Annotated in this window: 7 protein-coding genes; 5 read left to right on the top strand and 2 right to left on the bottom strand. The window is 31.6% G+C overall.

Annotated features, from left to right (window positions below; all coding sequences use genetic code 11):
* A partial coding sequence (locus tag QZ260_RS10340; RefSeq protein ID WP_295985859.1) for a valine--tRNA ligase occupies positions 1-2,513 on the bottom strand: 2,513 nt, incomplete at its 3' end.
* Positions 2,514-2,817: 304 nt separating this feature from the next.
* On the opposite strand from QZ260_RS10340, the gene QZ260_RS10335 reads away from it, so the two are divergent.
* Positions 2,818-3,234 (top strand): DUF1573 domain-containing protein, encoded by a 417-nt coding sequence (locus tag QZ260_RS10335; RefSeq protein ID WP_295985857.1) that lies wholly within the window; start codon positions 2,818-2,820, stop codon positions 3,232-3,234.
* Positions 3,235-3,290: 56 nt separating this feature from the next.
* Here QZ260_RS10335 and QZ260_RS10330 read toward each other — a convergent pair whose 3' ends face one another.
* Positions 3,291-4,616, bottom strand: a complete 1,326-nt coding sequence (locus QZ260_RS10330; RefSeq protein ID WP_295985853.1) for an aspartyl protease family protein — start codon at positions 4,614-4,616, stop codon at positions 3,291-3,293.
* Between the two features lie 123 nt (positions 4,617-4,739).
* Here QZ260_RS10330 and QZ260_RS10325 point away from each other — a divergent pair, with 123 nt between their 5' ends.
* The 4 genes from QZ260_RS10325 to QZ260_RS10310 all read left to right on the top strand — a co-directional run bounded on the left by QZ260_RS10325 (position 4,740) and on the right by QZ260_RS10310 (position 8,342).
* Positions 4,740-5,930, top strand: a complete 1,191-nt coding sequence (locus QZ260_RS10325) for a pyridoxal phosphate-dependent aminotransferase (RefSeq protein ID WP_295985850.1) — start codon at positions 4,740-4,742, stop codon at positions 5,928-5,930.
* Complete coding sequence (gene murB / locus QZ260_RS10320) at positions 5,930-6,943, top strand: UDP-N-acetylmuramate dehydrogenase (RefSeq protein ID WP_295985847.1); 1,014 nt, start codon at positions 5,930-5,932, stop codon at positions 6,941-6,943. The genes QZ260_RS10325 and murB overlap by 1 nt, the downstream gene beginning before the upstream one ends.
* A gap of 68 nt (positions 6,944-7,011) precedes the next feature.
* The gene (locus QZ260_RS10315) at positions 7,012-7,545 is read left to right on the top strand and encodes an RNA polymerase sigma factor (RefSeq protein ID WP_295985843.1); all 534 of its coding nucleotides are present in this window, start codon (positions 7,012-7,014) and stop codon (positions 7,543-7,545) included.
* 8 nt (positions 7,546-7,553) lie between these two features.
* Positions 7,554-8,342, top strand: coding sequence for an anti-sigma factor (locus tag QZ260_RS10310; protein ID WP_295985840.1), 789 nt, complete (start codon positions 7,554-7,556; stop codon positions 8,340-8,342).
* The last annotated feature ends 35 nt before the right edge of the window (positions 8,343-8,377 follow it).

The following is an 8,377-nucleotide window of genomic DNA, read 5'->3' as shown; positions in this document are numbered from 1 at the left end:
AGTTTCTTTTGTACCGATTTTAAAAAGCCTTGGGTATAGTTTAACTCTTCGGTTAGTTTTTTAATTTCAGCATCAACATCTATAGCTCCAACCATAGGAATAAAATACTCATTAGATTTCACTCTAAAGGTTAAAGCGCCTTCAATAGTTTCTGAAGTATCTTCTATACTTTCCAGATTTCCTAATTTAGCAATAATTCCATTGAAAGTCGCACTCGCCTTTTCATTGTTTATTACTGAAAAACCAATAGCGTCTTTAAAAGCTATATTTTTTTGCTTTCTAATGTTTCTAATACCTGAAATAACTTCAGAAGCAAATTCAAATTCAGTAATCAACGTTTCATCTATAGCTTTAACTTCTGGCCATTTAGACACAATTAACGCTTCATTTGGAGTTCTTTCAGAAATATACTGCCAAATTTCTTCTGATAAAAATGGCATAAACGGATGTAAAATTTTAAGATTATTCTCAAAAGCTTCTATAACCGCTTTATACGTTTTTACATCAATAGGCTTTTGATAAGCTGGTTTTATGATTTCTAATAACCACGACGAAAAATCATCCATGATTAGTTTGTAAATAGACATTAAAGCATCACTTAACCTGTATTTACTAAAATGATCTTCAATTTCTGCTAAAGCTTTTTGAAACTTAGCCTCATACCATTCTAAACCTACTTTTGCAGTTTCTGGTTGCGGCAAATTGGTATCTATCTCCCACCCTTGTACCAAACGAAAAGCGTTCCAAATTTTGTTTCCGAAACCCTTACCTTGTTGGCAAAGTGCCTCATCAAACATAAGATCATTTCCGGCTGCAGAGCTCAATAATAATCCAACACGAACACCATCGGCAGAATATTCTTCAATCAATTTTAAAGCATCTGGTGAGTTCCCTAAAGACTTACTCATTTTTCGGCGTTGCTTGTCGCGTACCAAACCTGTAAAGTATACATTATTAAATGGCTTTTCGCCTTTATATTCATACCCAGCTATAATCATACGTGCTACCCAAAAGAATAGAATATCTGGTCCTGTAACCAAATCGTTGGTTGGGTAATAATACTTTATTTCTTCATTTTCTGGATTGCGAATACCGTCAAAAACACTCATTGGCCATAACCATGATGAGAACCACGTATCTAAAGCATCTTTATCTTGAGTAAGATTACTAAACGTTAGTTGCTGGTTATTGGTTTTTTGCTTTGCTTTTTCTAAAGCTTCCTCAATATTTTCAGCTACTACAAAATCTTCTTTTCCGTCGCCATAAAAGTAAGCTGGTATTTGTTGTCCCCACATAAGTTGACGTGAGATATTCCAATCGCGAATGTTTTCCATCCAATGGCGATACGTATTCTCAAACTTTTTAGGAAATAACTTAATCTCTTCATCTTCTAAAACCGACTTAATGGCAGGTTTTACTAAATCTTCCATTTTAAGAAACCATTGGTCGCTTAAACGAGGTTCTATAACCGCTTTGGTTCTTTCCGATGTTCCTACTTTATTAGTGTGGACCTCCGTTTTAACCAAAACATCTTTTTCTTCTAATTCTTTTACAATTTCTTTTCTAACAACAAAACGGTCTTTGCCTTCATAATGCAATCCAAAGCTATTTAAAGACGCATCGTCATTAAAAATATCAATGACTTCTAGTTTGTGCTTATCTCCAAGATTTTTGTCGTTTTCATCGTGTGCAGGGGTCACTTTTAAACATCCTGTACCAAATTCAACATCAACATATTCATCTTGAATAATAGGAATAACTCGATTACAAATAGGCACAATGGCTTTCTTTCCAAGTAAGTGAAAAAAGCGCTCATCATTTGGATTAATACAAATTGCTGTATCTCCAAAAATAGTTTCAGGTCTTGTGGTAGCAATAGTTAGCGTATCATCACTTCCTTCAATTTTATATTGTAAATAGTATAGGTTTCCTTGGCGTTCTTCATGAATTACTTCTTCATCAGACAAGGTTGTTTTTGCCTCAGGGTCCCAATTTACCATTCTGTAACCACGGTAAATCAATCCTTTTTCATATAAATCAACAAAAACCTTAATTACAGCTTCACTCATGTCATCATCCATAGTGAATTTGGTTCTTTCCCAATCACAAGAACAACCTAGTTTTTTCAACTGTTCTAAGATAACACCGCCATATTCATTTGTCCAATCCCAAGCATGTTTTAAAAATTCATCTCGAGATAAATCATTTTTATCTATTCCTTGTTCTTTTAATTTAGCAACTACTTTGGCCTCTGTAGCGATAGATGCATGATCTGTACCAGGTACCCAACACGCATTTTTACCTAACAACCGCGCATGACGAATTAAAACATCTTGAATGGTATTATTAAGCATGTGCCCCATATGCAACACTCCAGTTACGTTTGGTGGAGGAATTACAATGGTATAAGGCTCTCTTTCATCGGGCTCTGAATGAAAATAATTATGTTTCATCCAATAGTCGTACCACTTACTTTCTACCTGATTTGCATCATATTTTGATGGAATTTGCATGCTTTGGAATAGTTTTTGAACAATGATTTGCAAAAGTACTTATATTTCTTTTTCTATGAAAGATATAAGCCGTTATTGATAAGGCATTAAATATCTGTATTTAACAGTTTTAAGTAATATCAAAGAAAATTCATACGTACTTTTGAACGCGTTAAATATGTTAATATGTTTGCATTACGTCTATTAATTTTGCAGATTATAGGAAAAGTGAGTATGTTTGACATAGGATAAGTAATAAAAGTACAACAATCCCTAAAAATTTAAAAGGGGTAAAAAAGATAATAAAAACAAAAAAAATAAAGACATGAAACAATTAATTACTATTTTTTTTATCGGATTAATCAGTTTTGGTATTAACGCTCAAGCAAAAATTGAGTTTAAATCTGAAACTATTGATTATGGAACAATTGAAAAAGGTTCTAATGGTGTACGAGTATTTGAATTTATTAATACTGGAGATGAGCCATTAATTATATCAAAAGTATCTTCTAGTTGTGGCTGTACAATTCCTAAAAAGCCGAAAGAGCCTATATTACCAGGAAAAACAGGTGTAATTGAGGTAAAGTACGATACGAATAGAGTAAACCCAATTAGAAAAACAATAACTGTGCTTTCTAATGCTGAAACACCAACTATTGCTTTAAAGATTAAAGGCTTGGTGATAGACCCAAGTAAAGTAAGCATACTAGATAAAAAAGAGAAAAGTGTAATGCAACAATAAGTTTGCTTAAACTTATAAACATTAAAAGGCTTGAACATGCGTTCAGGTCTTTTTTATTAAAATAACTTTTGTAATTTAAAATTAAAACTTAGAGCGTCTCCTTCTCTATCTATTCTCAGCCTTATTTTTTTACCATCATCATCATAAAACATCTGTATGACTTGATGCAGTGTAAATTGATAAGTTTGCTTTCCGTTTATACTCAATAATATATCTCCTATTTTTAAACCTGCTTGTTCTGCAGGTGAACCTTCTCTTAGTTCAACTACGGCATAAGCTGGTTTTAATAAAATTTTATATTGATTCTCCAAAATGATACTGTTATTGCTACTTTGATTCGAACTGTTTTCTTTTATATTACTTTTCTTTAATTCTCTTAAAATCCTCATACCATCATGTGCAAGTTCAATGCCGCTTTTGTTGTAGCTAAACTTTTCATTGAACTTGTTGTTTTTAGTCAAAGTGATTAAGGCCCGTCGATAATCAAAAATAATATTGAATCGTTTTAAAATATTACCAGCAATACTGCCATTTCTATCTTTAATTTGTTTTGCAAAAAATATACTTTTAATATTAGGATAAGCAACATTAGCATTTTTAAGCACAAAATTTTTAAAAGCAATTGATTGAACTTTAGAGCGCTTTCCATAAACACTGCCATTAAGTCCGTGTCCAAGAAAATCATTAAAAAATTTATCTCCAGGTTTTATGTTTAATGAGTCATCTTCAAATAACCATAAAGCATCACTACCACCTGAATCGATCAACAATTTAACTGGTATTTCATTGTGATTAATTTTAACCTTAGCATTTATGTAAGGTTTTCCGTTGTAAAATTCTAAATTTAACCGTTCACATTTCTTACAATCTTTATATTTAAATTTTTCTTGTGACATTAACTTTAAATAACCCGCTGAATAGTTTACCTCGACAATCAAATCTTTAAATAAATCAAAGCCAATTATGCCATGAACAGGAATACCTAATCTGGGAGCAAAATTTAAATTACTATTATAGACTGCATACAAATCCTGATTTAATTTTATCGCATCACCTATCTTAAAAACATTATTTTTTGATTTTAATGCCTCAACAGATTCTCCGCCTCCTAATCCTTTTAAATAAATAGTCTCAGCATTCTTTATTTGTAGAGTATCAGAAACATTTAAAAAATTGAATATAATAGGCTTACTAACACCTGTATCTAACAAAAAGGATAATGTAACCCCATTTATATTTACAGGAATAACGATCAAATTATTTATTAATTTGAACCGAATTTTATCAGATTGCTTCTTATTTTGAATAACAAATTTATCCTGAGAAAAACTTGAATAACTCAAGCAGAAAAAAAATAATATGACAGCAAACCATTTATTCATTTAGTGTAAAACAATTAATTCCATAATCAATTTACAAATCTTTACTCTAGCATAAATATTTACAGCTATTTTTTAAAAAAACTTTAAGATAATTTTCTCAACTTTGCATTTAAATAGTTTTAAATGCCAACAATTTCAAAAAAAGGGCAATTAATGCCTCAGTCTCCGATACGTAAATTAGTACCGTTTGCAGAACAAGCTGTTAAAAACGGTAAGTCTATTTACTATTTAAACATCGGGCAACCAGATATTAAAACTCCAGAAATTGCTTTACAAGCAATTAAAGATAGCAATATAGAAGTCCTTGCCTACTCAAGGTCTGAAGGCTCTGAAATTTATAGACAAAAAATTTCTGCTTACTATAAAAAACATGATATCAATGTGTTTCATGATGACATTATTGTAACTACTGGTGGTAGTGAAGCTTTACTATTTGCTTTTGGAAGTATTATGGATGTGGATGATGAAGTTATTATTCCAGAACCTTTTTACGCCAATTATAATGGATTTTCAACCGCCTCAGGTGTTAAAATAGTGCCTGTAATTTCTAAAATTGAAGATAATTTCGCACTGCCTCCAATTGAAGAATTTGAAAAGCTAATAACACCAAAAACAAAAGCTATTTTAATTTGTAATCCTGGAAACCCAACAGGATATTTATATTCTAAAGAAGAAATACAAAAACTAGCTACTATAGTTAAAAAGCATGATTTGTTCTTAATTGCAGATGAAGTTTATAGGGAGTTTACTTACGATGGTAATACACATTACTCAATAATGCAAGAAGAAGGTTTAGACCAATATGCGATTATTATAGACTCTGTGTCTAAACGTTACAGTATGTGTGGCGCAAGGATTGGTTGTTTGGTTTCTAAAAACAAATCGGTTATACAAACAGCGCTGAAATTTGCACAGGCACGTTTAAGTCCTCCAACATTAGCTCAAATAGCAAGTGAGGCAGCTTTAGACACCCCACAAAGCTATTTTGATGATGTTATTGAAGAATATGTTGAGCGTAGAAATACATTAATTTCTGAATTACAAAAAATTGATGGTGTAAAAGTTGCAAACCCTAAAGGTGCTTTTTATTGTATTGTTGAATTACCTGTAAAAAATTCTGATAATTTTGCGCAATGGCTTTTAGAGCACTTTGAAGTTGATAATGAAACGATTATGGTAGCCCCAGCTGCTGGATTCTACTCAACCCCAGGTGTAGGTTTAAACCAAATTAGAATAGCTTACGTACTTAATAAAAAGCGTTTAATAAAATCTGTGCATATTTTAAAAGAAGCCTTAAAAGTTTATAAAGACTAGTGCTTATTCAAGAAAACATATCTTTAAAACTGTACAATACTTTTGGTATTGATGTTACCGCAAGACATTTTGTTTCGGTTAGTACTATTGATGATTTAAAGCAAATTTTATCTTTAAAAGAATACCCAAACAAACTTGTATTAGGCGGTGGTAGTAACATGCTATTAACTAGAGATTTTGACGGGCTTGTAATTCATATAAACCTTAAGGGCATAGAAATTATTTCGGAAGATGAAAATGCCGTTATCGTTAAAGCCCATGCAGGCGAAAACTGGCATGAATTTGTGCTTTGGTGTATTAATAATGATTTTGGTGGTATTGAAAATTTATCATTAATACCAGGGAATGTGGGCACTGCTCCTATTCAAAATATTGGTGCATACGGCGTTGAGTTAAAAGATACTTTTAACTCTTGTGAAGCCCTTGCTATAGAGACAAAGTTATTGCAATCATTTTACAAATCAGATTGCAACTTTGGTTATAGAAACTCTGTTTTCAAACAAGAAGCTAAAGGTCAGTTTATAATTACGAGTGTTAATTTTAAACTGTCAAGAAACTTTCACAGTCTTAATATTAATTATGGAGCTATTAACTCTCAATTAGAATTGATGCAGGTTAGCAACCCAACGATTCAAGATATTTCAAAAGCGGTTATTAGCATCAGAGAAAGCAAATTACCTAACCCAAAAGAGATTGGAAATAGCGGAAGTTTTTTTAAAAACCCTGTAATTTCAAAAACACATTTCAATACACTTCTAGAAAACTTTAAAGACATCCCAAGTTATCCAATTTCAGAAGACCAAGTAAAAGTACCTGCAGGTTGGCTTATTGAAAAAGTAGGGTTTAAAGGCAAACGATTTGATGATTATGGTGTACATAAAAATCAAGCCTTGGTTCTTGTTAATTATGGAAATGCCAAAGGTAATGACATACTTAATCTTTCTAAATTAATTCAAAAAACAGTAGAGCGTATTTTTGGTATATTTATTGAAGCTGAAGTAAATATCTTATAATCTAAAAGAAATTTCTAACTTTGGTAAAAACAATTACTACCTAAATAGATATATTAAAACTAGCCATCTTGATTTCACCTATAGAAAAGCAAATAGTTACTTTATTACAGAATAGCGATAAAAAAGCTATTAGTTTGCTTTATGAAAACTATGCTGATGCATTGTTTGGAGTTATTAAAAAGATTATTTCAGACGATGATACCGCTCAAGATGTACTTCAAGAAACTTTTGTAAAAATATGGCGGTATGCTAAAAAATATGACTCCAGTAAGGCTAAACTATTCACATGGCTTTATAGAATTGCATATAACACAGCCATTGATAAAGTGCGATCTCAAAAGAATAAAAAGAATAATGAAGTCCAAATGGAGACTTCATCCGTATATAAAGTAACGTCCAATGAACTAAATCAGGATGTTTTAGATATAAAAAAGCATCTAAGCAGCTTAGATGATAAATATCAAATAGTGATTAATGCGCTCTTTTTTGAGGGTATGACTCAACAAGAAGCTAGCGATGAATTAGATATTCCGTTGGGAACAATAAAATCAAGATTAAAAATTGGATTACGTGAATTAAAGAAAATTTACGACCCACAATAAATACAGTCATGAATGAGAAAATAACTACTTTTTTAAATTCTGGCCTATTAGACAAATATCTTTTAGGTGAAACTACTTCTGCTGAAGCGGAAATGGTGGAGTCTCATATTGCCAGATACCCCGAAATAGAGAATACATACAACACTCTGCAACACCACCTTGAAGCGGTTGCAAAAGCTAATGCTGTTGAAGCACCAGAAAACTTCTTAAATAATATTTTAGATGAACTTGACGACGCACCTGTTGTTAAATTAAACATCGTAAGTAAATATAAGAAATGGTATAAATTTAGCGTTGCTGCCTGTGTTGCTGCATTAATTTTTGCTGGTAGTTCAATGTATTTTTATAATCAAAATCAAAAATTACATAATGAAACTTTAGTTGTTGATGCAGAAATTGATGATTTACGTAGTGATATTGCAAAAAACAACGCAATGCTCGACAACGTAATGAGACAGCTTTTAAAGCTTAATAATCCAGAAACTGAAAAGTACATTATAAAAGGAAATGAGCGTGCTAAAGATTTAAAAACGGTAGCATACATTAATCCTAGGGAAAAAACATCAATGATTGATGTCGTTTCCTTACCAGAATTACCAGAAGAACAATGCTACCAAATTTGGGCAGAATTGCAAGGTAAGATGGTTAACTTAGGTATTTTAGATAAAGCTGATAGAAAACTTAGAAACATTCCTTACATGGAAGATGCACTTGCATTAAGTATTACTATTGAACCTAAAGGCGGAAATGTTATTGCATCAATGCAAAATTCTGTAGCACAAATTAGTTTACAATAAGATTTTATCAATAAAACAAAAAGCCTCATTTTATT

It is taken from the genome of uncultured Algibacter sp., from assembly GCF_905480415.1.
Taxonomy (GTDB): domain Bacteria; phylum Bacteroidota; class Bacteroidia; order Flavobacteriales; family Flavobacteriaceae; genus Algibacter_B.
The sequence above is the reverse complement of the archived record's forward strand: the minus strand, read 5'-3'. Positions and strand labels throughout refer to the sequence as shown.

Bases quoted from the DNA above. Each gene is read 5' to 3' on its own strand.
- QZ260_RS10330 (WP_295985853.1), bottom strand. From the start codon at position 4,616: ATGAATAAATGGTTTGCTGTCATATTATTTTTTTTCTGCTTGAGTTAT.
- QZ260_RS10325 (WP_295985850.1), top strand. From the start codon at position 4,740: ATGCCAACAATTTCAAAAAAAGGGCAATTAATGCCTCAGTCTCCGATA.
- QZ260_RS10335 (WP_295985857.1), top strand. From the start codon at position 2,818: ATGAAACAATTAATTACTATTTTTTTTATCGGATTAATCAGTTTTGGT.
- QZ260_RS10310 (WP_295985840.1), top strand. From the start codon at position 7,554: ATGAATGAGAAAATAACTACTTTTTTAAATTCTGGCCTATTAGACAAA.